Origin of the sequence: Staphylococcus pseudoxylosus, from assembly GCF_003697915.1 — a bacterium.
In the GTDB taxonomy this organism is placed as follows: domain Bacteria; phylum Bacillota; class Bacilli; order Staphylococcales; family Staphylococcaceae; genus Staphylococcus; species Staphylococcus pseudoxylosus.
Map to the genome: position 1 here is coordinate 66306 of NZ_RCVN01000008.1, position 23120 is coordinate 89425.

Sequence of the window (23120 nt, forward strand, 5' to 3'; positions counted from 1 at the left end):
TAAATTTAAGGGGGACCATGATGTGAAACAAATAAACAAGCTTTTGGTAGCCAATCGTGGTGAAATTGCAATAAGGATTTTTAGAGCAGCAACAGAGTTAGATGTTAAAACAGTTGCTATTTATTCAAATGAAGATAAAGGGTCTTTACATAGATATAAAGCGGATGAATCATACCTAGTAGGTGAGGATTTAGGACCTGCTGAATCTTATTTGGACATTGAACGCATCATAGATGTTGCTAAACAAGCAGATGTAGACGCAATTCATCCAGGATATGGTTTTTTAAGTGAGAATGAAACTTTTGCAAAAAGATGTCAGGAAGAAGGCATTAAGTTTATAGGGCCTCGTGTTGAACATTTAGATATGTTTGGCGATAAAGTAAAAGCTAGGGCAACAGCAATTAATGCAAATCTGACGGTTATACCAGGTACGGACGGTCCAATAGATAATCAATCAGATGCAATTGCATTTGCGAATGAAGCTGGTTATCCATTGATGATTAAAGCGACTAGCGGTGGTGGCGGTAAAGGTATGCGTATCGTTCGTTCTGAAGATGAGCTAGAAGATGCGTTCCATCGTGCTAAATCTGAAGCTGAAAAATCTTTTGGTAATAGTGAAGTTTATATAGAAAAATATATCGATAATCCCAAACATATAGAGGTTCAAGTCATCGGTGATGAACATGGGAATATAGTACATTTATACGAACGTGATTGTTCAGTACAAAGACGTCATCAAAAAGTTGTTGAAGTAGCACCTTCAGTAGCGCTTGAAGATGAATTAAGAGAACGTATATGTGCTGCTGCAATTCAATTAATGGAAAATATTGAGTATGTGAATGCTGGTACTGTAGAATTCTTAGTTTCTGGCGATGAATTTTATTTCATTGAAGTAAATCCACGTGTACAAGTTGAACATACTATAACTGAAATGATTACAGGTGTAGATATCGTTAAGACACAAATATTAGTTGCTGATGGCGAGAATTTATATGATGAAGCAATCAGTATGCCACAACAACAAAATATTCAAACGCTAGGTTATGCGATCCAATGTCGTATTACTACTGAAGATCCGACAAATGATTTCATGCCTGATAGTGGTAGAATCATTGCTTATCGTTCAAGTGGTGGTTTTGGAGTTAGATTAGATGCTGGTGATGGATTCCAAGGTGCTGAAATATCACCTTATTATGATTCTTTATTAGTGAAATTATCAACGCATGCAATGTCATTCAAACAAGCGAATGAAAAAATGGACCGCTCATTACAAGAAATGAGAATTCGTGGTGTTAAAACCAATGTTCCATTTTTAATTAATGTTATGAGAAACGAACAATTTAAAACAGGTGATTACACAACTAAATTTATTGAAAAAACACCGGAACTTTTTGATATTGCACCAACACTTGATAGAGGTACAAAAACATTAGAATATATTGGTAACGTGTCAATTAATGGTTTTCCAAACGTAGAAAAACGACCAAAACCTATTTATGAAACATCACCTATACCACAAGTCTCTAAAAAAGAAGTTGCAGCATTAGAAGGTACCAAACAACTATTAGATAGTAAGGGACCAAAAGCTGTAGCTGAATGGCTAAAACAGCAAGATGACGTTTTAATAACCGATACTACATTTAGAGATGCGCATCAATCGTTACTAGCAACACGTGTTAGAACGAAAGATATGATGAACATTGCTTCGAAAACAGCAGAAGTAATGAAAGATAGTTTCTCTTTAGAAATGTGGGGAGGTGCTACATTTGATGTAGCGTATAACTTCTTGAAAGAGAACCCTTGGGAACGCTTAGAAAGACTTAGAAAAGCAATTCCAAACGTATTATTCCAAATGTTACTTCGTGCATCTAATGCTGTCGGTTATAAGAACTATCCAGATAATGTCATTGAAAAATTTGTGAAAGAAAGTGCGGAAGCCGGTATTGATGTCTTCAGAATTTTTGATTCATTAAACTGGGTAGATCAAATGAAAGTAGCAAATGAAGCCGTATTAAAAGCTGGTAAAATATCAGAAGGTACTATTTGTTATACAGGCGATATTCTAAATCCGAATCGCTCGGATATTTATACATTAGAGTATTACGTAAATATGGCTAAAACACTTGAACGTGAAGGCTTCCATATATTAGCAATTAAAGATATGGCAGGTCTGTTGAAACCTAAAGCAGCAAATGAATTGATTGGTGAATTAAAAGCAGCTGTCGACCTACCAATTCATTTACACACACATGATACAAGTGGTAATGGTTTATTAGTTTATAAAGAAGCTATAGATGCAGGTGTAGATGTTATTGACACAGCTGTTGCTTCAATGAGTGGTTTAACAAGTCAACCTAGTGGTAATTCACTATATTACGCATTAAATGGCTTTGACAGAAATATGCGTGCCGATGTTGATGGAATGGAAGCATTATCACATTATTGGGGCACTGTACGTCAATATTATAATGACTTTGAAAGTGATATTAAATCACCAAATACTGAAATTTATAAACACGAAATGCCAGGTGGACAATACTCAAATCTTAGCCAACAAGCGAAGAGCTTAGGATTAGGTAATAGATTTAATGAAGTTAAAGAAATGTATCAGCGTGTAAACTTCTTGTTTGGTGACATTGTTAAAGTGACGCCTTCCTCAAAAGTTGTTGGTGACATGGCGTTATATATGGTACAAAATGATCTAGATGAAGAAACAGTGATAAAAGATGGTTATAAATTAGATTTCCCTGAATCGGTTGTTTCATTCTTCAAAGGTGATATTGGACAACCAGTGAATGGCTTTAATAAAGCATTACAAAAAGTAATTCTAAAGGGACAAGCAGCAATTACAGATCGTCCTGGTGAATATTTAGAGCCTGTTGATTTTGAAGCGGTAAGAGAAGAATTAGAAGAAAAACAAGAGAGAGAAGTAACAGAACAAGATATCATAAGTTATGTCTTATATCCTAAAGTTTATGAGCAATTCATTGCTACGCAAGAACAGTTTGGAAATGTATCGCTGTTAGATACACCTACATTCTTCTTTGGAATGCGTTCAAATGAAACAGTGGAAATAGAAATAGATACAGGTAAACGTCTAATCATTACATTGAAGACGATTACGGAACCAGATGAAAAAGGAATTCGAACAATTTTCTATGATATGAATGGACAAGCGAGACGTATATTCATTCAAGATGAAAATGTAAAAGCAAATGAAAGTGTTAAACCGAAAGCAGATAAATTAAATCCAAACCATATCGGTGCCCAAATGCCAGGTTCTGTTACCGAAGTTAAAACTTCAGTAGGCGAAACAGTTACAAGTGGGCAAGCATTATTAATAACTGAAGCTATGAAGATGGAAACAACGATTCAAGCTCCGTTCGACGGTGTTGTGAAGCAAGTGACTGTCCAAAGTGGCGAAGCAATTGAAACAGGTGATTTATTAATAGAAATTGAAAAAGAGCCTGTAGATTAAATTTTATAGTCAAATGAATTATAAAATTTTTAATTGGAACGACTCTAGGACATAAAGTTCTTGGACAAGTGTAAAAAGGCAATTGCTACTGAAATAATATAGAAAATGTCTTTTTCATTATTGTTTAGTTTAGTAGTGTTTATTAAATTATACGTAAAGGACTTAATTTTTTAAGTATTATAATGTGAAATTACATGTGGATGCACCGTATTTTGGAGAGGTTCTTGAGGTAACAATACAAGCTGAAGATTACAGGCTGAAGTTGTCCCTTAAAAAAGTGAGCCAACAATACGAAGTATGGAATAAAAAAGAAGCACTCAGATGAATTGAATTGTACTGAACCTCAAAAGTTAGATTTTTAGTCCAACTTTTGGGGTGCACATCAAATTAAATCATCTGAGTGCTATTTTTATGGGATTTATGTCTCAACCACGTCTTTTTATATTCTTGTAGAATAACGTTAAATTAAGCTAGAATATATTGGAAATTATTCAAAAAATATGGATATTATAATATTGTTAGAAAATTTTCAAGGCTGCATTATGAATCTAATGTAAAAGGTTATTTAGAGAATGTGTATAGGAAAATATGCAATAAAAAAACTGTCAACAACATAAAAAGTTCGTTGACAGTTTTTTATTGATATAACATATTCGATGTTTTACTTAGCCACCACTTCTGATCGTCCGTAACATCAACACAATGAAGTAGGCTATTAAACCAAAGAGTAATGTAATAAATAAAGCGTGTAATAAGGCGATAAATAAATTAACTTCTGTAATAATAGATAATGCGCCAGTAATTACTTGCAGGATAACTAATATAAATGCAGCTGTGTAGCCGTAACGTATTGTACGGTTATCTTTGTAATTATTTACTGCATGAATGAATGTAATCATTATCCATATAAAAGCGATTAATGCCATGCCTCTGTGAGTAAGGTTTACCCAATCTTGGACATTGTGAGGCATCAAATCATTAAAAGGTAATGGCCATTGACCATATGCTAAACTAGCTTCTTTATGTCTGACTAATGCGCCAGTATAAATTGTTAAATAAACGATAATTGCCATTATCCATGTGTAAATTCTCAATGGCTTTCTAATAAATAATTCATCTGCTTCATATTTACGATCAATTTCAAAAATAATTAAAGTTAATACAAATACTGAAGAAAATGAAATGAGTGAAATCCCAAAATGTAGCGCTAAAACATAAGCATTTTGTTGCCACATCACTGCTGCAGCACCTACAAGTGCTTGTATTAGTAAGAAACCGACACTAATGATACATAATGGTTTAACTTCTTTAATGTAACCAATGTGTTTCCAAGCAACGATGACTAGCCAGAGGACAATGATTAAAGATAAGCCGGAAACAGCACGATGACTTAATTCAATAATCGTTTGTATTGGTAAGTTCTCAGGTAAAAATGCGCCATGACATAGAGGCCAATCGGACCCACATCCATCTGCTGATCCAGTTTTAGTAACTAATGCGCCACCTAATTGAACAAAAGCCATAATTACAGCTGCCAACACGGATAACCATTTTAGGTTTTTTTTGCTAAACAAGAATTAACCCCCCACATAAAAATAAAACAGTTGAGAAACTAAATTACAAATCGTTATTCAATATATAGTTATTGTCACTGTAATTATTTTATTCCGTAATGATACATTTAAAGTTATTTTAATAAATCTCACATATAATTATAACAATAAAAACTATTTTAATTGTGTCACAAAAATGACTTTTTAGTAATGTCGTTAAAGTGTCACAAATAAGTTTACATAAATGTAGTCAATGATACAAATTTAATATATCATTGTATTATATGGAAAAATTAGGAGGGAAATTATGAACAAAGAACAAACTTTGTCGCATAATTCTAGTCGTGTGACTTTTAAAGAGTTGCAGCAAATTATCAAGATGGGATTGGTACAAGGTAATTTGATCCCTGCATTTGCTGGATCATGGTTAGCGATTGTGTTGGCAAATCATTCCTTCCTCTCGTCAATACCACAAATCTTAATGATGTTGGTGGGCTCTACGTTAATTATGGGGGGCGCATGTGCTTTAAATAATTACTACGATCAAGATATTGACAGTATCATGCCAAGTAAACAACAGAGACCAACAGTTAATGACAGAATTTCGAATAGAAATTTATTAATGCTCAGCTTTGGAATGATGCTAATAGGGGAAGCATTACTATTTGCGTTAAACATACCTTCAGGTGTAATCGGACTGCTAGGTATAGTGGGTTATGTATCATTTTACTCAATTTGGTCTAAACGTCATACGGTATGGAATACAGTGATTGGTAGTTTTCCAGGTGCAGTACCGCCTTTAATTGGGTGGACAGCAATTGAAGGAAATATCAGCTTGGTAGCAGTAGCACTATTTTTAGTGATTTTCTGTTGGCAACCTATCCATTTTTACGCTTTAGCAATTAAACGTAAAGATGAGTATTCATTAGCGAATATTCCAATGTTACCATCAGTAAAAGGGTTTAAACGTACGAGAGTAAGTATGTTTTTATGGCTAGTATTCTTATTACCACTTCCATTCTTATTAAGTAGTTTAGGGACAACATTTATAGTGTTGGCTACATTATTAAATTTAGGATGGTTATATTTAGGATTAACAAGCTTTAAAAAGGATTCAGATCAAACAAAATGGGCAACAAAAATGTTTATATACTCATTAAACTACTTAGTGGTTTTCTTTGTACTCGTCGTTGTCGTCTCATTAATTCAAATGTTTTAATAATTATAAATAAGGATGTAATATATGAATTTACCTATCTTACCTACAATCAGTACAAGCTTTATTGTAATTAGTGCAATCCTTGTCGCTATAGGTTGGCGCAAAATTTGGCTGAGAAAAATTGAAAGCCATAAAAAAGTAATGTTAGCTGCTGCTGGTTTTGCACTAGCATTCTTTATTATTTACGCATCAAGGACTATTTTTATTGGTAATACGGCATTTGGTGGTCCAGACTCAGTTAAACTTTATTATACAATTTTCTTAGTCTTCCACATAAATTTAGCAACAATTGGTGGAGTTTTAGGACTTTTACAAATTATTACTGCTTTTAAAGATAAGTTCAAAGTACATAGATTTGTCGGACCAATTGCTTCTATAATTTGGTTCTTCACAGCAATAACAGGTGTAGCTGTGTATTTATTACTTTATGTATTTTATCCAGGCGGAGAAACAACGTCATTAATTAAAGCGACATTCGGTTTATAATTAACATTGAAAAATGTTAGTCTTTTATTTGAACTAGGGAATATGGAAAGGGCAGCGGGCAGGAATTTGTTTTATAAACAGGTTCGATAGCCCGTTTCCATTATTCACAATTAGCAAACATAAAATGTATTTACTAATTCGATAAGTAATACTTATAAGCAACTCATTAAAAATAGCTATGAAGCTATCTATCCAGCGTGGTAGATTGCTTCGTAGCTATTTTTTTAATTATAATTTATAAGAGTGGTAGATAGTACTATTTAAATAAAAGAGCAGAGTGGGAAACAGTTTTGATTTAAATGAATTTGTTATATAACTCAATTTATCTAATACTAACTACTGATATACTCCTGTTACCACTTGGTCATTGATATAGTATATTGCTAGTTTCCGATATATCTTTGTAAATGTTTAGCCGTTACAGAATCAGCTACAGCCAACAATACTTGAGGTGTTCCTTGATAAAGTAGCCTGCCACCTTTTTCTCCGGCAAATGGACCGATATTAATAATCCAGTCAGCATGAGTCATCATAGTTAAGTTATGTTCGATAATAACTACTGTGTTTTTATCATTTATTAGACTTTCAAAACAGTCTAATAAAATAGGGATATCATCTTCATGTAATCCTGTAGTTGGTTCATCAAATACGAAAATATGTTGGTGGACAGTTTGTGTTAAATATTTACTAAGTTTAACGCGTTGTATTTCACCGCCAGATAATGTGTCGAGCGTTTGTCCTAAAGTCATATAATCCAGGCCAGTAGATTTTAACGCTTCTAAATGCTGAGCAATATTTTTCTTTTCTTGAAAAAATGAAATTGCTTCATCTACTGTTAATGCTAAAATATCTGCAATATTATATCCTTCTATTTTTGCATTTAATACTTCAGGTTTATAACACTTTCCATGACACAAATCACAAGTTTGAGTAAAGTCTGGCATAAAGGCTAATTCTGTTTGATGATACCTTTACCATGACATTCAGGGCATGCACCTTCGGAGTTGTAGCTGAACATGGCTTTTTTTAAATGAGTTTCTTCACTAAAATAAGTTCTTACATCATCAAATATATTTAAATAAGTGAGTAAATTTGAGCGACTTGATGCATGTACGGGTTTTTGATCTATAAAAATTGTATTAGGTTCTTGCTTTAAACCTGCGTGTATCAGTGAACTTTTCCAGAACCAGCAACACCTGTAACAACAGTCATTGTCTGTTTAGGCAATTTAACAGAAACGTCTTTTAAATTATTTTTATCAATGTGTTCTAAGTAGATAAAATCATGAGGTGTTCTAGGATTTGGTTTTAACTTATGTTGTTTCCGTAAGGCTAAACCTGTACGTGTAGATGATTTCAACAAAGTTTTGTAACTTCCTGTAAAAGTAACTTCTCCTCCGTTTTTACCAGCTAGAGGACCTAAATCAATGATGTGATCAGCTATGCTTATAACGTCAGGATCATGTTCAATTACTAAAACTGTGTTGCCTTTATCTTTTAATGATTGAATGATTTCGTTAATTCGTTGTATATCATCAGGATGTAACCCGATACTTGGTTCATCTATAATATAGACGAGATCGCTTAGTGCACTATTTAGGTGTCTTATTAATTTAATACGCTGTGATTCACCGCCGGATAATGTAGTTGTTTCTCGGGAAAGCGTTAAATAATTTAATCCAATATAGCTTAAAGAAGATAGCTGTTGTTGCAATGGTTCGATGATAACTTTTGCTTTTGGTGAATTGATACGTCTTATGAAATTTAATGCTTCGTCTATGGATAAATTAGTAAAGTCTGCAATGTCTAAATCATTAATTTTACATTGTAATACATCTGGATTAAGTCTTTTACCGAGACATGTTGGACATTTTTTAGATGTGACTACGCGATCGATAGCTTCTTTAAATCTATTTTTTTCAAAGTTATCATTTAGTAGGAAAGAGCGCCTAAACCGATGGATTAAGCCTTCAAATTTTGCTGTTTTCGGCCAATTCTCTGGAGGGTTTTTTAATTTAGTTGGTTTTGTATAAAGTAAAGTATTGAATTCATCTTCAGAATAATCTTTTAATTTTTTATCATTATCAAAAAGCCCTGAATATAAATAGCGCTTACCACGCCAACTATCCGGTCTGAATGATGGGAATTGAATTGCATCTTCGTTGAGTGATTTATCATAATTTAACAATTCGTCTAAATCGATATCTTCTACATAACCTAAGCCTGAACATTCAGGACACATACCCTTAGGGTTATTAAAGGAAAATATGTCTGAGTAACCAACAAATGGTACTCCAATACGTGACCATAGTAATCTGACAGAGGCATAAATATCTGAAATTGTACCTACTGTAGAACGTGAATTACCACCTAATCTTTTTTGGTTAATAATCATTGCTACTGGTAAATGATCAATTAAATCTACATTGGGTTTTGAAAATTGAGCCAACTGATGTTGTATGTATGTTGAATAAGTTTCGTTTAATAAACGTTCAGATTCTGCAGCAATCGTACTAAAAACCAAAGAAGATTTTCCAGATCCAGAACGCCCTGTAAATACGGTTATTTGATGTTTAGGTATATCGATTGAAATGTTTTTTTAAGTTATTTTGTTTAGCGCCATGTACGCGAATCATTGACATTGTCATTCACCTCTTATAAGACAGTATACCCTTAAATCGTTGTGTAATACTTAAATTGGTTAGGAAAATATATGCTATTAGGAAAACGCATATATTTTAATAATTCGTCATTATATAATGACATACCTTGCTTGTGATATATTGAAACATGTACAATAAACAAAAGATAACTATAGGTGGGTGAGTGATGAAAAAACTAATAATAAAAGTTATTGGTGTACTATTATTGATTTCTTTCTTGATATATCTTTTTTACTCGCCACGTTTGAAGTTTGACGTTTTGGAAAATCCAAATAAAAATTCGACAAAAACAACTCAAAAAAAAGACTTTCAAGAAAACGAGAAAAATGTTGAAAATCCAATGCCTAAGGAAGGGATAGGAACTTGGATTGGCCAAAATCTAAAAAAACTTACAGATACATATGGACAAGCTGAAAGAGTGTATTCATATAAAGGTGATTTTAAAAATTATGTATTCAAAGAAAAGGATCAATATTATTTAGTTACAACTAAAAATAATATAATTAAATCTGTATATGCTACTGGAAAAGAAGCAAAAGTAAATCCAGTTAAAATATCTGATAATGCCTCAAATGTATTTGAGAAATTCAGCATAAATCCAGAACCAACAATCAATGCAAATGGGAAAAAATATGAGTTAGAAATTTCTGATTCAGATATGAAAACGCAAACACTTATAAAATTTAAAGACATTTATGCTCAAATCTATATTGATCAACAAGCTAATAAAATTGTTGCAGTAAGATATTTAGATAGCGACGCATTAGCAGCGTTTAAACCTTATCAAATGTTAAGTGACGAAGAAGATGGAGAAGTTGCGCGTAAACAAAAAGACTTACCATATGAGCAAAATGCAAATCAATTGATGACATTATATGAAATTACTAATGAAATGAGAAAATTAAAAGATGCTAAACCTTTGCGTATAAATAATGATTTAGCACATATTGCATCATTTAACTTGTATGAAGCAATTGGGACTGATAGTGTTGAATTTACTGAAGATGCTCTAAAACAGCAATTAAATGAGCAAGAGATACCATTTGTATCAACGAGTCAAAACGTGGGTTATGATTTCAACGAAGTGCCAACACTTATTCATAGTTGGTTAAATTCGGATATTCATAGATCTAGAATGTTGAACTCAAAATATAATGAAATGGGTGGGGAAGTAACGAACGGTTACTATACGCTTATTTTTGTAGAAGATAAATAGATAGGAGTTAGTTGATTATGATAACTGAAGAAACGCTGACCGTACTCGACGAAATAGAAGCCTTAAGCGATAAAATTTTAGAATCTCGTTTGTATCAAGCATATAGAGAAGCAGAACAAGCACTTGCTGATAATGACGAAGCACATCTCTTGTATCAAGCTTTTTTAAAGTCAAAAGATAAATATGATGAAATTATGCGTTTTGGTAAGTACCACCCAGATTATCAGAACGTGATGTTAGATACGCGTAAACGTAAAAGAGCTTATGAAATGTTACCAGTCGTTATGGATCACAAACAAAAAGAAGTCGCATTACAAGAATTGATTGATCAAGTGATTGTGAAAATTGCATATGCTGTTTCTGAAAATGTAAAAATTGAAGCAGGTAACCCATTTTTTCAAAAAGACGCAGGTGGTTGTGCAACAGGTGGATCATGTAGCTGTTCATTATAAATAAAACAGGGCAACGAAATCAAAAATATATTTTGGTATCGTTGCCCTGCTTTTTAATTTTAATGATAAGTATTTTTAAATCGTTGTGCTAAATCAGGTCTGTCAGTTACTAATGTGTGTGCGCCGTGAAAAACCAAATCGTTCATTAAATCGATGTTATTTACGCCACAATAACCTGGGACAATGTTACGCTCATTTAACCATTTGATAAACTTAGGTGAAGTTAACGTTATACCTTTGAATGATACAAACATTTGAAAAGTATTAGCACGTGGTTGAAAAGTGTTGCCTAGGCCGGTATAAAATTTCAACAATCCTTCTGCTACTTCATTTTGACTTGCACCAATAGCTACAGTTCCATTACTTATTATATTAAAGCGCTCAATTTGTTTGCTATAGAAACTTGATACTAAAACGCGTTGTTGTGCATTACTAGCAACGATAATTTCATAGATGATTTCAGGGGCAAGCTGGCCTTGTTCACTTTTTGGATCATCTTGTAAATTAACACTTATAAGTTGATTTGGATACGTTTTTAATAATTCATCAAATGTTAAAATTTTTGCATCTTCATGGCCACGATAAGGCTGGACACCATTAATATCAGTAAAGTGGTAGCCAGCATCCAATTGTTTAAGTTCTGCTAACGTATGTTCTGATATTTTTCCGGAACCATTTGTAGTGCGATCGACATCATTATCATAAAAAACAACAAGTTCATGATCTTTTGTTAATCTAACATCTGTTTCAAAGCCATCTATTTCGTGGGCAACCGCGTTATCAAAAGCTAATTTAGTTTGTTCAGGTCTAACCGCCATACCACCGCGATGTGCAAAAAAATATGGTGCAGGTTTAGAAAAGAAAGGTGGTATACTTTGGTTATGTGGTTTAGTGTTGTATTTAGTAAAAAAGAAAATACTACCCATTAAACCTACAGTACCTAAAAATCCACCTTTAATTAGTTTGTTGAATTTTGTCACGAACATTCCTCCTCAAGTTGTGTATATAAAGTAATATAGCAAAAGTACAGGAGAGTTCAAAATAATTGTTATTTATAAATTGAAAAAGACATGATATTATATAATGGCTAATAATTGGAGTGATAAGCATATGAATATGATACCTAGAACAAGTTTGATTATATATTTGAAACACATGAAACACGAAAGACAGATAAGAAAATTTGGTCATATTGTAAGTACAAATAGACAAGGTCGTTTTGTAGTTATGTATATTAATGAGACAGAAGCGGATGATATTGTTAACAAATTGATGAAACTTAAATATGTAAAACATGTAGAAGGTTCACCTTATAAGTATTTGAAGAAAACTTATGAGAAAGAGCAACATGAAATCATGTAAGTTTTCTATAGGTCACAACTTTTTACACAGTAATAGTGTATAAATAATAGTTTCATCAACGGATGAATATATGGAAGCCACAATAGTACAACATATGTCTAATGTGGCTTGTTTTTTCTTTATTGTAAAGGTGGTATCCATCTTTGTAATCTTAAGACACTAGTTAAATAATTGAAATATAGCTCAGTTTCGTGGAATAATTCGAGTGGTTGAACTTCAATGGCTTTTACGTCTATATTATATTTAGCTGCTTGATCGTTAATCATTTCAAATTTTTTGTTTGAATTTGGATATGGATAATTAAGTGCGTTAAGCATAATATACATTGCTTGAAAATGCTGTCCACTAGTTGGTTTCATAATTAGAGCGACAGATGAACGTTGATTTTCAGATTTAGGTGAATGGAAATAAACAAGGTGATCGATTCTTTCGAAATTGTATTCGATTAATGTATTAAACTCAAACAAATCTGTTAGGCCCTCACCTAATTTTATAAATGATTGTTTCATTAATATTGTTCCTCCTTAATTGTGCATTAAGCATTATATAAAATTTATTTTAAGAATGGAAGTGTCTATTATATGAGAGTAATATCTGGTGTACATAAAAGTAAAGCGTTAGAGAGTATGGAAGGGCGCAATACGAGACCAACAATGGATAAAGTTAAAGAAGGTATCTTTAATAGTTTGCATGAAGTTTCAGGTATAGGTTTGGATTTATTTGCTGGAAGCGGTGCTTTAGGAATCGAAGCGTTGTCACGTGGTATGGATCAAATGATTTTTGTCGATCAAAATTTTAAAGCTGTGAAAGTGATTAAAGCAAATTTAAAAACATTAAATATTGAAGCGCAAGCAGAAGTATATAAAAACAGTGCCGACCGCGCGTTAAAAGCATTATCCAAACGAGATATACAATTTGATGTGATATTTTTGGATCCTCCTTATGAAAAAGGTTTGATAGATGAAGCACTTGAAGGTATCGCAAAGTTTAATTTGTTAAAAGAAAATGGTATTATCGTTTGTGAGTTCCATCATCACGAGAAAATAAAAACTGAGCCATTCCATGTGATAAAACGCTATCATTATGGATTGACAGATACTTTGTTATTAGAAAAAGGAGATTAAAATGTCTACAACTAAAGCAGTCATTCCAGGGAGTTTTGATCCAATTACATATGGGCATATTGATATTATAGATAGAAGTGCGGATCGCTTTGATGAGTTACACATTTGTGTTTTGAAAAACAGTAACAAAGCAGGTACTTTTTCTATTGAAGAACGTATTGCGTTAATTGAGGAATCAGTAAAACATTTAAATAATGTGACAGTACATCATTTTAATGGGTTATTGGTTGATTTTTGTGACGAAATCGGCGCACAAACAATAATCAGAGGATTAAGAGCTGTGAGTGACTTTGAATATGAGTTAAGACTAACATCTATGAATAAAAAACTTAACAGCAATGTAGAAACAATGTATATGATGACAAGTACAAATTATTCTTTTATAAGTTCCAGTGTCGTAAAAGAAGTAGCAGCATATAAAGCTAATGTGTCAGATTTTGTACCTGTACATGTTGAAAAAGCTTTAAATGAAAAATTCAAGAAATAACAAAAAGAGTGGTTCAATAATCTAATTAGAGATTTTGATTATTGAACCACTCTTTTTGGATTTATAAACAAATAGTAAGGTTAACAAAGTATATGCGTTTATGTTATACAGATATACTTTAAACACGTATGACATGTGTATTGAAGTCATTGGCAGTTTCACCTGAAATAAGGTTATAAATTTTTGTTGCTTGTATTTCATGTTTGAAAAAATGTGCATTTTGTTTATTGACTTGAGTAATATAATTGCGTTCAGGGAAAACACGTTTCAATTCTTTTAAATATTGCTGTCCTTTTTGAGTCATGCCTAAGACCCTAACAGCATGTATTGCTTCAGGCTTTTGTTGTTGTTTGAAATTCAATAAAATATTCATTAATAATCGTTGAATATGTGTATAGGTAAATCGTTTCGTTTTTAATAGTGTCATCAACTGTTCGAAATTCTCTGCTTGGTCAATAAATTGAATGACTCGATTTTCGAATCCTTCACTCATGGTATAGATTTGGTTTAAGTCATCTGTATCTTGGCTTAATATTGCGTATTTTAAATAGTGAAATGTGTCATCAACTGAAACATTTGGGACAGTATAGTAGGGGTGAACAGACTCAGGAACTACTTGCTTCCATTGTGTATTAGCATTTTGAAGTGATTTGCGAATTGAAGTACCGCTCGCAAAACCTAAGTTCGCTATTTCTTTGTCATGATGTGCACTTTGTAAACGTGATATAGTCCATGGTTGTATGGTTGGCGCCCATTTTTGAATTGCTCTGATATAAGAAATACCTAATGTGTTATTGGGTGAAGATAGTAATTCATTGTTAGTTATGAGTTCACTTAGTATTCTAGGATAACTCTTACCTTCTTTTGTTTTTTCGGCAAATTGTATGGATTGTTCTGCATTTGAGATGTCTTCTGCTAATGTTAGAAAAGCATCAATGTTTCCAGACTCACTACCAAAAGATAAATGATCAATATTTAAATAATCAGCAACTTTTACGGCTAATTCAGCAAAATATTGTCCTGCCGATAACGATGCAAAGATCGGAAGTTCAATTACTAAGTCGACCGCACTTAATGCCATACGCGTGCGTTTAAATTTATTATAAATTGCTGGTTGTCCTCTCATCACAAAGCTTCCACTCATTATTGCGACAGAAACTTCAGAGCCGGTTATTGACTTTGATTGCTGAGCATGATATAAGTGACCATTGTGGAAAGGATTATATTCAGTGACTAGTGCAACACTTTTCATTTGCAATTCTTCCTTTCAGAATTCATTATAGTTATTGTAACAGATATAATTGTGTTAAGAAAAAATCTTGACAACTTATGTCTATAAAGTTAAAATAAATTTTGTGCTTGATAGAGGTGAAGCCATATGAAATGGTCAATAACACAATTAAGAAAATTCCAAGATAAACCATTTGAGTTCCATCAAACGGTTAATTTTGATCATTTAGTAAAATCATTAGATTTAATAGATCTATCTGATATTGATGTTGAGGGTGAATTAACCGTCAGATCAAATGAAGTCATTGCAGATATGCATATAACAGGAACATACACAATGGCGTGTGCACGTACATTGGTTCCAGTTGAAGTTCCTTTAGATATTAAATCTCAAGAGATTTTTGATTTAGAGGGATATGAGCAGTATGGCAACGATGAAGAAGATGATGAACATTACCATGATGCAACAGACGGTATGATAAATCTAAAGGATATTGCTGAAGAATTAGTTATTATTGAAAAGCCAATGCGTGCTTTTTCAAATGAAAGCGATCAGATGTTACGAGAAGGTAATGGTTGGGAAGTTATTGACGAAGAACAAGCGATTGAACTTGCACAAGAGAAGGAATCTTCCGAATCAGAGCAAATCGATCCTAGGCTTCAAAAACTACAACAATTATATGACGAAGAGCAATAGCGGATTTAACTAATCTATAGTATAATGGATTATTGAATCTAAAAATATCTATTTAGTGTTTGAATATAAGGAGGATTATCATGGCAGTACCAAAAAGAAGAACGTCAAAAACAAGAAAAAATAAACGTCGTACGCATTTAAAAATTTCAGTACCTGGTATGACAGAATGCCCAAATTGTGGAGAATACAAATTATCTCACCGTGTATGTAAGAACTGTGGTTCATACAATGGCGAAGAAGTTGTATCAAAATAATTTCAATAATTTAAAGGTTATGTTATAACCTAATCGAATCGTTCATTAATTATTCACTTGATAATTTTTGGACGATTTTTTATTTTAGAGGTAGAATTCTTTTATTATCAACTGATGGGTTGTGTAAAAATGATGGAAACGATAAATGCGCAAATTATTATAAATAAAATAGAAAACAATGAAGTTCAATGGCTATATGATCACTTTAGTGAATATTTTCAAGATGTCACATCTATAAAGGACTTGGAACAAATATTAAGTCATTATAACGCCATTAGAGGTCAGAATCATTTATATAGACACTTACATATAAATCGCCACCAAGAATACATTTGGTTTGATAATAAAATGGCTACAGGTGTAAGTGTATTTCTGAATAAATATCAGGAAATTATTGGGATGACGTTGGTACCGATTAAACATATACGTGGTATGAAACAATCAAAGCAATATTACACAATACCAATTAAATCCAAATGTTTTGTCTATTGGGGCGGTGACAATGAGTTAATCAATTATCACTATCAATATAAAAATCAGAGACTAGCAATGGACCTTATAAAGGTTGAAGACGGATGCACATATCATGGTGATTCAAATCAATGTGAAAATTATCATATTTATGATTTGCCCATTGTTGCACCAGCAAATGGTGTTGTTGAAGAAATTGTCGATGGAATTTCAGATAGTATACCGGGTGAGATGAATACAGTTCATCCTGAAGGTAATTATATAGTTATAAAACATGGTCATAAAGAATATAGTTTGATTGCACACATTAAACCACATTCATTTAAAATTGAAAAAGGTGACGAATTATTACGTGGTCAACATATAGCTAATGTTGGTAATTCCGGCAATTCATCAGAACCGCATATTCATTTTCAAGTAATGAATGATAAAAACTTGCAAGTAACACAAACATTGAAAATCCAATTCCATAATGATATTGCTCCTGTTAAAGGAGATGAAATAACATATAATGGTGATAGTATATTAATAGAAAAAGAACAACCGTTTTCTAAAATCGCAAAAAATATTCATACAAATATTACACACTTATTCAAAGGTTGAAAATAAAATGATAAAGAGGCTATGCTATGGAAATGATTACTTCAGCACAAAATAGTAAAGTTAAAAGCGCGAATAAATTAAAAAAGAAACGCGAAAGAGATAAAACTGGATTAGCACTTATTGAAGGCTACCACTTAATCGAAGAAGCATATAAAAGCAATTTGATAATTCAACAATTATATGTTGTTGATGCAGAAAGATTGGATGACAACTTAAAGCAATATGCACAAGAAGTGTTTGAAATTAATCTGAAAGTTGCGGAAGTGTTATCGGGTACGGTGACACCACAAGGTTTTTTCGCTGTTATTGAAAAGCCTGAATATGAAATAACTTCTGCCAAACAAGTGTTGCTTATAGATTGTATACAAGATCCAGGCAACTTAGGTACTTTAATCCGTACTGCAGACGCTGCAGGATTAGATTTAATAGTGCTTGAAAAGGGTACTGCAGATCCTTATCAGGATAAAGTATTACGTGCAAGCCAAGGGAGTGTATTCCACTTACCTATTGTCACAAAAGATTTAAGTGAGTTTATTGACAACTTTGAAGGCGAAGTATATGGTACAGCATTAGAAAACGCAGTAGATTACCATCAAGTTTCAAGTCAAGATGCTTTTGCATTATTACTAGGTAATGAAGGCGATGGTGTAAATTCGAAATTATTAGAACAAACAACGCAAAATTTAATAATTCCAATTTATGGTAAGGCTGAAAGTTTAAATGTTGCTATTGCAGGAAGTATCGTAATGTATCACTTGAAAGGTTGACCCCTTTGTGAATCATCGTATATAATAAAGACAATGAAATTTAAATAATTACCGATAAAAAGACGTAAACTATATCCTACAGATGTATAAGGGAGATTGTTCAAGACTGAAAGATAATCCACTGTATTTAGTTTTTTTCACCTTTTTGGTTACTTAAAGAAATTTAAGTCGGATATCATTTCCGTTATCAATGACAACAAGTGTATGCTTATGCATAAATTTGGGTGGTACCACGGAAGGCTTTCGTCCCAGTTTCAAGGGATGAAAGTCTTTTTTGTGTTTTTTAATTTAAATAACTCGATCATATTTTAAAAATAGGAGGGCTAAGGATGACACAAACAGAAGCTATGTCAGAAATAAAACAACAAGCATTAGTCGATATCAATGAAGCTCAAAATGAAAAAGAATTACAAGATGTAAAGGTTAAGTATTTAGGAAAAAAAGGTTCGGTTACTGGTTTAATGAAGCATATGAAAGACTTACCGAATGAAGAAAAGCCTGCTTACGGTCAACAAGTAAATGAAGTGAGACAGACAATTGAAGGTGAAATTGACTCACGCCGTGAATTGTTAGCAAACGAACAATTAGAACAACAACTTAAAGAAGAACAAATCGATGTGACATTACCTAGCCGTAAAATTGCTAATGGTGCAAAGCATCCATTAACACGCACTATCGAAGAAATTGAAGATTTATTTTTAGGTCTGGGTTACGAAATTGTCGATGGTTTTGAAGTAGAGCAAGATTATTATAATTTTGAAGCATTAAATTTACCAAAATCTCATCCAGCTAGGGATATGCAAGACAGTTTTTACATAACTGATGAAATATTAATGCGTACACACACATCTCCAGTTCAAGCAAGAACTATGGAAAAGCGTAATGGACAAGGGCCGGTTAAAATTTTATGTCCGGGTAAAGTTTATCGTCGTGACTCAGATGATGCTACACACAGCCATCAATTTACACAAATTGAAGGATTAGTTGTAGATGAAAATATTAAAATGAGTGACTTAAAAGGGACATTAGAATTATTGGCAAAACAATTATTCGGTGAAGATAGAGAGATTCGTTTACGCCCTAGCTATTTCCCATTCACAGAACCTTCAGTCGAAGTAGATGTATCTTGCTTCAAGTGTAAAGGAGAAGGTTGTAATGTATGTAAACACACTGGTTGGATTGAAATTTTAGGAGCTGGAATGGTGCATCCTAACGTACTTGAAATGGCAGGATTTGATTCAACTAAATATTCTGGTTTCGCATTTGGAATGGGGCCAGACCGTATTGCAATGTTGAAATATGGTATTGAAGATATAAGACATTTCTATACCAATGATGTACGTTTCTTAAGTCAATTTAAAGCAGTAGAAGATAGAGGTGAAAAATAATGTTTATTTCAAAAGAATGGTTAGAATCATATGTTGAGGTTAATCAACCTGTTAACGTACTTGCTGAACGTATTACACGAACTGGTATAGAAGTAGACGATATCATTGATTATACAAAAGATATTAAAAACCTAGTTGTAGGTTATGTACAATCAAAAGCAGCGCACCCTGACGCTGATAAGCTCAATATTTGTCAAGTTGATATAGGTGAAGCAGAACCAGTCCAAATCGTTTGTGGCGCACCTAATGTAGACACAGGCCAAACAGTTATTGTTGCAACAGTAGGAGGTAGGTTGCCAGGTGGAGTGAAAATTAAACGTGCAAAATTACGTGGAGAACGTTCAGAAGGCATGATTTGTTCACTTCAAGAAATTGGTGTACCAACTAACTTAGTCCCTAAACAATTCGAGGACGGTATCTATGTATTTTCATCAGAAGTAACTCCAGGAACTGATGCGTTAAGTGCATTATACTTAAATGATCAAGTTATGGAATTTGATCTTACACCAAATAGAGCTGATGCATTGAGCATGATTGGTACAGCTTATGAGACAGCGGCATTATATAACGCGCCAATGACAAAACCAGAAACACAAAGTAATGAGAATGATGAACAAACTAAAGATGAAATCAGTGTAACCATTCAAAATGGCGATAAGGTACCTTATTATAGTGCACGTGTTGTAAATGATGTGACAATCGAACCTTCACCAGAATGGATGCAAATGCGTTTGATTAAAGCAGGTATTCGTCCAATTAATAATGTTGTTGATATTTCAAATTATGTTTTAATCGAATATGGTCAACCATTACACATGTTTGATAAAGACCAAATTGGTTCTAAACAAATCGAAGTTCGTCAAGCAAAAGAAGATGAAGTTATAACAACATTAGATGATCAAGAACGTAAATTAGTAGCGTCTGATATCGTAATCACAAACGGCGATTCACCAATCGCTATTGCTGGTGTGATGGGTGGAGATTTCTCAGAAGTAACTGAAGCGACAACAAATGTTGTTATTGAAGGTGCTATCTTTGATCCAGTATCAATTCGCCATACATCAAGACGTTTGAATTTAAGAAGTGAAGCTTCTAGCCGTTTTGAAAAAGGAATTGCTACAGAATTTGTAGATGAAGCGGTTGATCGTGCTTGTTATTTACTTCAAACATATGCAGGTGGTACTGTCACACAAGGACGTGTTGCTGAAGGTAATTTAGGCGAGTTTGTAACACCAATTGATATTTCAGTAGCAAAAATTAATCAAACAATCGGTTTTGAACTAGCTGCAAAAGATATTGAAGCTATCTTCGTGCAACTTGGTTTTGAAACAACGAACACTGATGATGTACTAACTGTTATGGTGCCTTCACGTCGTAAAGACATCACAATTAAAGAAGATTTAATTGAAGAAATCGCACGTATATATGGTTATGATGAAATTCCTTCAACACTACCAGTATTCGAACATGTTACACATGGTTCGTTAACGGATAGACAGTCTAAGTCTCGTATTGTCAAAGCATCTTTAGAAGGTGCAGGTTTAAACCAAGCCATTAACTATTCACTTGTCGATAAAGAACGAGCTAATCACTTTGCATTGCAAAACCGTGAAACAGTCGCGTTGTTAATGCCAATGAGTGAAGCTCACTCTACGTTGCGTCAAAGTTTGATTCCACATTTAATTGATGCTGTTGCATACAATGTAGCACGTAAAAATTCCCAAGTGCGCTTATATGAGCTTGGTCGTGTCTTCTTTGGTAACGGTGAAGGTGAATTACCAGACGAGGTTGAATATTTAAGTGGTATCTTAACGGGTGATTACACTGTGAACGCTTGGCAAGGTAAAAAAGAAGAAATCGACTTTTTCGTAGCTAAAGGAATTGTAGATCGAGTGGCTGAGAAGTTAGATATACAATTTGAATATGAAGCTGGTGAAATTAACGGTTTACACCCAGGTAGAACGGCTTACGTGAAATTAAATGGAAAAGTTATTGGATTTGTAGGAGAATTGCATCCACAAATTGAAAAAGACAATGATTTAAAACGTACTTACGTATTCGAGTTGAATTATGATGAATTAATGGCAGTATCTGTAGGTTATATTAATTATCAACCAATACCTAGATTCCCAGGCGTATCAAGAGATATTGCATTAGTTATTAACCGTGATATGCCTTCAGCAAAATTAGTAAATACAATTCAGCAAAACGGTGGCGATATATTACAAGAAGCTGAAGTATTTGATGTTTATGAAGGTGAACATGTCGCTGAAGATGAAAAATCTATAGCAATTCGTTTATCATATTTAGACACTGAAGATACGCTTACGGATGATAAAGTAAATGCGGTACATGAAGCAATATTGACTGCTTTACAAGCAGAAGGCGCTACAATCAGATAGTCAGATTTAAATTGTGATAGATGCTTTTAATGCTATAAAAAGTAAGGCATACAATTGAAAGTGATTTAAACAAACCAATAAAAAACACACCTCCATTTGACGTGCTCCCAAAAGTTAGATTTTTAGTCCAACTTTTGGGGAGCACTACAATTTCAAACTTGGAGGTGTGTTTTACATTTATACCAAAATTATTTGATGTATTAATTATGACATACTGGATTTACAGTGTGACTAGAAAAACAGTTTAGTGCAGGTTACAGTACAAATAGAAGAGCATGGTAAATGTTAGTATTGAAGTTAGAGATACACGCTTATTTATGCTTTTTTTGTACTAAGTTTTCAGCCTTTTGCCTATTTGCAAAATGTTTTTTTGAAATACTATCAAGATAGGCTATGCCTTTACGCTCAATTAATTTAGCGGCGGTTAAATCCACTTTGTTACTTGCACCTTTAGGAATTTCCATTTTTGCTGAACGCGATAAATTATCCATATGTTTTACAAATGCGTATCTTGAGATGATACTTGCAGCTGCAATAGCAATGGATTTTGATTCTCCTTTAGTTTCGAATTTAGTTTTGCTGCTAAAGGGTAGTTCACTCAACGCATAACGCTTGTATACACCAGGTTCAGCGAATTGGTCAATGACAATATAATCTAATGCTTCTGTATCAATTTTTTGCGTCACATTTTTAATAGCTTCATTGTGTAAAACGGCTTTCATTTTCACTTGAGACCAACCTGCTTTTTGTTTTTCGTTATATTTATCATTGTTCATTGTTAACAACGAGTGAGGGATGAAAGTTACAAGTTGTTCTGCTAATTCAACAATCTTAGCGTCGGTTAACCTTTTAGAGTCATCTACACCTAATGTTTTTAAGATTTGCACATTTTTTTTAGAAACATAAGCCGCACATACCGTAAGTGGCCCAAAGTAGTCACCACTGCCTGCTTCATCACTACCAATACAATTATAACGATTATATTGTATTGTTTGCTGTGAATTTGCCGATTTGCCTGAATTTTTCTTAGCTGGAACGACATTTGGTAATAATTGTGATGCGATGGATTCAGCATCTTTACCTTGAAACATAACTTTATTCGAATTATATACAGAAATAGATGTGTTTTTATATTTTGTTTTAGCTTTCATACCCTGAGATACATTTGTAGTATCAAAAGATATTTTCGACATTAATTGGTCGATCTGTTGTTTAGTTAATTTGTGTACAACATTAGACATATTATTGACCTCACTTTATATAAATAAC

General features: G+C 33.1%; 19 protein-coding genes and 1 pseudogene. 14 read left to right on the forward strand and 6 right to left on the reverse strand.

The annotated features are described in order from the left end of the window. Positions 1 to 22 precede the first annotated feature (22 nt). A complete protein-coding gene (locus D9V42_RS08505) occupies positions 23 to 3478 on the forward strand; it encodes a pyruvate carboxylase (RefSeq protein ID WP_167456099.1) in 3456 nt (1151 codons plus the stop codon). Positions 3479 to 4143: 665 nt separating this feature from the next. Here D9V42_RS08505 and D9V42_RS08510 read toward each other — a convergent pair. Continuing rightward, positions 4144 to 5052, reverse strand: coding sequence for a COX15/CtaA family protein (locus D9V42_RS08510; RefSeq protein WP_122064432.1), 909 nt, complete (start codon positions 5050 to 5052; stop codon positions 4144 to 4146). 286 nt (positions 5053 to 5338) lie between these two features. On the opposite strand from D9V42_RS08510, the gene cyoE reads away from it, so the two are divergent. Beyond that, the gene (cyoE, locus tag D9V42_RS08515) at positions 5339 to 6250 is read left to right on the forward strand and encodes a heme o synthase (protein ID WP_017724168.1); all 912 of its coding nucleotides are present in this window, start codon (positions 5339 to 5341) and stop codon (positions 6248 to 6250) included. Positions 6251 to 6274: 24 nt separating this feature from the next. Continuing rightward, positions 6275 to 6736, forward strand: a complete 462-nt coding sequence (locus D9V42_RS08520) for a DUF420 domain-containing protein (protein WP_039066909.1) — start codon at positions 6275 to 6277, stop codon at positions 6734 to 6736. A 383-nt stretch (positions 6737 to 7119) separates the two neighbouring features. On the opposite strand, the pseudogene D9V42_RS08525 reads toward D9V42_RS08520, so the two are convergent. Next, a pseudogene (locus D9V42_RS08525) lies at positions 7120 to 9377 on the reverse strand (ATP-binding cassette domain-containing protein). A 187-nt stretch (positions 9378 to 9564) separates the two neighbouring features. Here D9V42_RS08525 and D9V42_RS08530 point away from each other — a divergent pair. Further along, positions 9565 to 10614: a CAP-associated domain-containing protein gene (locus tag D9V42_RS08530; RefSeq protein WP_122064434.1), complete on the forward strand. Its 1050-nt coding sequence runs from the start codon at positions 9565 to 9567 to the stop codon at positions 10612 to 10614. Between the two features lie 17 nt (positions 10615 to 10631). After that, the gene (locus tag D9V42_RS08535; protein ID WP_122064436.1) at positions 10632 to 11066 is read left to right on the forward strand and encodes a YlbF/YmcA family competence regulator; all 435 of its coding nucleotides are present in this window, start codon (positions 10632 to 10634) and stop codon (positions 11064 to 11066) included. Positions 11067 to 11125: 59 nt separating this feature from the next. Here D9V42_RS08535 and D9V42_RS08540 read toward each other — a convergent pair whose 3' ends face one another. Continuing rightward, complete coding sequence (locus D9V42_RS08540; protein WP_244204783.1) at positions 11126 to 11992, reverse strand: glycerophosphodiester phosphodiesterase family protein; 867 nt, start codon at positions 11990 to 11992, stop codon at positions 11126 to 11128. A 184-nt stretch (positions 11993 to 12176) separates the two neighbouring features. Here D9V42_RS08540 and D9V42_RS08545 point away from each other — a divergent pair, with 184 nt between their 5' ends. Further along, the gene (locus tag D9V42_RS08545; RefSeq protein ID WP_107555870.1) at positions 12177 to 12428 is read left to right on the forward strand and encodes a YlbG family protein; all 252 of its coding nucleotides are present in this window, start codon (positions 12177 to 12179) and stop codon (positions 12426 to 12428) included. A 119-nt stretch (positions 12429 to 12547) separates the two neighbouring features. Here the strand turns inward: D9V42_RS08545 and D9V42_RS08550 are convergent, their stop codons facing one another. After that, positions 12548 to 12937, reverse strand: a complete 390-nt coding sequence (locus D9V42_RS08550) for a DUF7147 family protein (RefSeq protein WP_107529719.1) — start codon at positions 12935 to 12937, stop codon at positions 12548 to 12550. A gap of 72 nt (positions 12938 to 13009) precedes the next feature. On the opposite strand from D9V42_RS08550, the gene rsmD reads away from it, so the two are divergent. Next, on the forward strand, positions 13010 to 13552 hold the full coding sequence (gene rsmD, locus D9V42_RS08555) for a 16S rRNA (guanine(966)-N(2))-methyltransferase RsmD (protein WP_107555868.1): 543 nt from the start codon (positions 13010 to 13012) through the stop codon (positions 13550 to 13552). Position 13553: 1 nt separating this feature from the next. Then, entirely contained in the window at positions 13554 to 14039 is a 486-nt protein-coding gene (gene coaD, locus D9V42_RS08560) for a pantetheine-phosphate adenylyltransferase (RefSeq protein ID WP_107529717.1), read from the forward strand. Between the two features lie 118 nt (positions 14040 to 14157). Here the strand turns inward: coaD and D9V42_RS08565 are convergent, their stop codons facing one another. After that, on the reverse strand, positions 14158 to 15291 hold the full coding sequence (locus D9V42_RS08565; protein WP_122064440.1) for a nucleotidyltransferase: 1134 nt from the start codon (positions 15289 to 15291) through the stop codon (positions 14158 to 14160). 126 nt (positions 15292 to 15417) lie between these two features. Between D9V42_RS08565 and D9V42_RS08570 the strand changes: the two genes are divergently transcribed. The 6 genes from D9V42_RS08570 (at position 15418) to pheT (ending at position 21851) form a co-directional block, all read left to right on the forward strand. Further along, positions 15418 to 15966 carry a YceD family protein gene (locus tag D9V42_RS08570; RefSeq protein WP_017724180.1) on the forward strand — a complete coding sequence of 183 codons (549 nt, stop codon included), beginning with the start codon at positions 15418 to 15420 and terminating at the stop codon, positions 15964 to 15966. A gap of 80 nt (positions 15967 to 16046) precedes the next feature. Continuing rightward, complete coding sequence (gene rpmF / locus D9V42_RS08575; RefSeq protein ID WP_017724181.1) at positions 16047 to 16220, forward strand: 50S ribosomal protein L32; 174 nt, start codon at positions 16047 to 16049, stop codon at positions 16218 to 16220. Between the two features lie 129 nt (positions 16221 to 16349). Beyond that, positions 16350 to 17294: a M23 family metallopeptidase gene (locus tag D9V42_RS08580; protein ID WP_233665374.1), complete on the forward strand. Its 945-nt coding sequence runs from the start codon at positions 16350 to 16352 to the stop codon at positions 17292 to 17294. Between the two features lie 26 nt (positions 17295 to 17320). Beyond that, positions 17321 to 18061 (forward strand): TrmH family RNA methyltransferase, encoded by a 741-nt coding sequence (locus D9V42_RS08585; RefSeq protein ID WP_122064442.1) that lies wholly within the window; start codon positions 17321 to 17323, stop codon positions 18059 to 18061. 329 nt (positions 18062 to 18390) lie between these two features. Then, complete coding sequence (pheS, locus tag D9V42_RS08590; protein WP_017724184.1) at positions 18391 to 19449, forward strand: phenylalanine--tRNA ligase subunit alpha; 1059 nt, start codon at positions 18391 to 18393, stop codon at positions 19447 to 19449. Next, positions 19449 to 21851, forward strand: coding sequence for a phenylalanine--tRNA ligase subunit beta (gene pheT / locus D9V42_RS08595; RefSeq protein WP_122064444.1), 2403 nt, complete (start codon positions 19449 to 19451; stop codon positions 21849 to 21851). The genes pheS and pheT overlap by 1 nt, the downstream gene beginning before the upstream one ends. A gap of 311 nt (positions 21852 to 22162) precedes the next feature. Here the strand turns inward: pheT and rnhC are convergent, their stop codons facing one another. Continuing rightward, positions 22163 to 23092: a ribonuclease HIII gene (rnhC, locus tag D9V42_RS08600; protein WP_122064446.1), complete on the reverse strand. Its 930-nt coding sequence runs from the start codon at positions 23090 to 23092 to the stop codon at positions 22163 to 22165. Positions 23093 to 23120 lie beyond the last annotated feature (28 nt).

What these genes read in the sequence shown, in the direction of transcription:
- cyoE (WP_017724168.1), top strand. Translation starts at nt 5,339, where the DNA reads ATGAACAAAGAACAAACTTTGTCGCATAATTCTAGTCGTGTGACTTTT.
- D9V42_RS08520 (WP_039066909.1), top strand. Translation starts at nt 6,275, where the DNA reads ATGAATTTACCTATCTTACCTACAATCAGTACAAGCTTTATTGTAATT.
- D9V42_RS08530 (WP_122064434.1), top strand. Translation starts at nt 9,565, where the DNA reads ATGAAAAAACTAATAATAAAAGTTATTGGTGTACTATTATTGATTTCT.
- D9V42_RS08535 (WP_122064436.1), top strand. Translation starts at nt 10,632, where the DNA reads ATGATAACTGAAGAAACGCTGACCGTACTCGACGAAATAGAAGCCTTA.
- D9V42_RS08540 (WP_244204783.1), bottom strand. Translation starts at nt 11,992, where the DNA reads ATGGGTAGTATTTTCTTTTTTACTAAATACAACACTAAACCACATAAC.
- D9V42_RS08545 (WP_107555870.1), top strand. Translation starts at nt 12,177, where the DNA reads ATGAATATGATACCTAGAACAAGTTTGATTATATATTTGAAACACATG.
- D9V42_RS08550 (WP_107529719.1), bottom strand. Translation starts at nt 12,937, where the DNA reads ATGAAACAATCATTTATAAAATTAGGTGAGGGCCTAACAGATTTGTTT.
- rsmD (WP_107555868.1), top strand. Translation starts at nt 13,010, where the DNA reads ATGAGAGTAATATCTGGTGTACATAAAAGTAAAGCGTTAGAGAGTATG.
- coaD (WP_107529717.1), top strand. Translation starts at nt 13,554, where the DNA reads ATGTCTACAACTAAAGCAGTCATTCCAGGGAGTTTTGATCCAATTACA.
- D9V42_RS08565 (WP_122064440.1), bottom strand. Translation starts at nt 15,291, where the DNA reads ATGAAAAGTGTTGCACTAGTCACTGAATATAATCCTTTCCACAATGGT.
- D9V42_RS08570 (WP_017724180.1), top strand. Translation starts at nt 15,418, where the DNA reads ATGAAATGGTCAATAACACAATTAAGAAAATTCCAAGATAAACCATTT.
- rpmF (WP_017724181.1), top strand. Translation starts at nt 16,047, where the DNA reads ATGGCAGTACCAAAAAGAAGAACGTCAAAAACAAGAAAAAATAAACGT.
- D9V42_RS08580 (WP_233665374.1), top strand. Translation starts at nt 16,350, where the DNA reads ATGATGGAAACGATAAATGCGCAAATTATTATAAATAAAATAGAAAAC.
- D9V42_RS08585 (WP_122064442.1), top strand. Translation starts at nt 17,321, where the DNA reads ATGGAAATGATTACTTCAGCACAAAATAGTAAAGTTAAAAGCGCGAAT.
- pheS (WP_017724184.1), top strand. Translation starts at nt 18,391, where the DNA reads ATGACACAAACAGAAGCTATGTCAGAAATAAAACAACAAGCATTAGTC.
- pheT (WP_122064444.1), top strand. Translation starts at nt 19,449, where the DNA reads ATGTTTATTTCAAAAGAATGGTTAGAATCATATGTTGAGGTTAATCAA.
- rnhC (WP_122064446.1), bottom strand. Translation starts at nt 23,092, where the DNA reads ATGTCTAATGTTGTACACAAATTAACTAAACAACAGATCGACCAATTA.